This is a genomic window from Acinetobacter sp. YH1901141 (assembly GCF_013416935.1).
GTDB lineage: Bacteria > Pseudomonadota > Gammaproteobacteria > Pseudomonadales > Moraxellaceae > Acinetobacter > Acinetobacter towneri.
Window position 1 is genome coordinate 1 of record NZ_VPEY01000073.1, and the last position, 1,389, is coordinate 1,389.

The window sequence follows — 1,389 nt, forward strand, 5'->3', positions numbered from 1 at the left end:
TCGGTTTTATCTGCATTTAGCCGTTCCAGTTCTAGATCAACCGCGGCAATATCTTCTTCAACCGCTTCATCCCACAGGTGGATTTGTTTTGCAGTGAGATGTTCGTTTTTACTGCCGAATTTGTGCTTTTTAAACAGCGCCAGTTCATGCTCGTATTTTTGATTGAGAATGGAAAGATGTTGAACTTTAGAATCTAATTGCTGATTGGTGACTTCAAGATGTTGAACTTTGGCATCTAATTGTTGATTTGATACTTCCAGATGTTGAACTTGAACATCTAATTGTTGTTTATCTTCTGCGAGTTGTTGATGCTGCATTGCCAACTGTCTGGTGAATTCCAGCAGTTGTTCATGGGTCAGTTGGCTTAAGTCAGGCAGCGTATTCATGACCGCAGTATGCCTGAGGTCATGAGAAGAATGAAATAGAACGTTTGGAGAATAGCAGAATGGAACAGCCTGGTTTAAAGCATCGTCACCACCTGCTGTCGTCCAATGCGCTGCCAGGGCAAACCTTGGATCAGTGCCTGTAACTGTTCCGGGCTGAGGGCCACGGTTTCGCCTTGGTGAACTTGAGCCCAGTGGAATTTGCCCTGTTCCAGCCGCCGGGCACACAGCCAGATGCCCAGTCCATCATGTACCAGCACTTTCATACGATGGCCACGTTTATTACAGAACAGGTAGGCGCAATGCGGTTTGATTGAGCCAAAGGCTTTCATAATCTGCGCCATGACCGTATCCATCCCTGCTCGCATATCCAGAGGTTGGGTGGAGAGCCAGATTTCATCAATGCGGATCATGTTGCAAGTACCTTGAGTAATTCTGCTAAAGCAGATATTTTCGATACTTGCCATTTCAAGCCAATTTCTGCTTTTGAGTGGGGTAAAGTAATTTGAACCGTTAACATGTCAGTAGGAGTAGGATCTAATGGTGCAGAGCAAGATAAGGCAATAAATGCAGGTTTATTCGGTAGTGGTGAGCGATCACTCCCTGGCTTACCATCAATTAAGCGAATCCATTTGGATACAAGATTTGTATTCAATCCATGTTGCAAAGCGACTGAAGCAATTGAAACGTCCGGTGCTTTACAAGCCTGAACGATCTGCTGTTTAAATTCAGCACTGTATGTTCTTCGTTTTTTCGCAAGAGATGCGATGGATGTCTGGTTATTTGTAGTCATAAATTTTAGTCCCCACTTGTTTCTAAGTGGGGACTAAATTAAGGCTTATAGGATGAATTCAGAAGGTGTGTTCAGCGGACGCTTACGTTGAATCGCCTAAGCAAGATAAATCGACAGCAACCAAATCGATTGGTATTGATCTAGGCTTAAAAGATATTGCCACCTGTTCTGATGGCACTGTAATTTCAAATCCAAAATTCTATCGAAAATATG

General features: G+C 43.5%; 2 protein-coding genes and 2 pseudogenes. 1 reads left to right on the top strand and 3 read right to left on the bottom strand.

Annotated features, from left to right (window positions below):
- The 3 genes and pseudogenes from FTV52_RS14495 to FTV52_RS14505 all read right to left on the bottom strand — a co-directional run.
- Positions 1-386 (bottom strand): annotated as a pseudogene (locus FTV52_RS14495) (IS66 family transposase); the annotation flags it as partial.
- A 74-nt stretch (positions 387-460) separates the two neighbouring features.
- On the bottom strand, positions 461-796 hold the full coding sequence (gene tnpB / locus FTV52_RS14500) for an IS66 family insertion sequence element accessory protein TnpB (protein WP_077164742.1): 336 nt from the start codon (positions 794-796) through the stop codon (positions 461-463).
- The gene (locus FTV52_RS14505; protein WP_179991043.1) at positions 793-1,176 is read right to left on the bottom strand and encodes a transposase; all 384 of its coding nucleotides are present in this window, start codon (positions 1,174-1,176) and stop codon (positions 793-795) included. The genes tnpB and FTV52_RS14505 overlap by 4 nt, the downstream gene beginning before the upstream one ends.
- Positions 1,177-1,262: 86 nt before the next feature.
- Between FTV52_RS14505 and FTV52_RS14800 the strand changes: the two are divergent.
- Positions 1,263-1,389: pseudogene (locus FTV52_RS14800) on the top strand (RNA-guided endonuclease TnpB family protein); the annotation flags it as partial.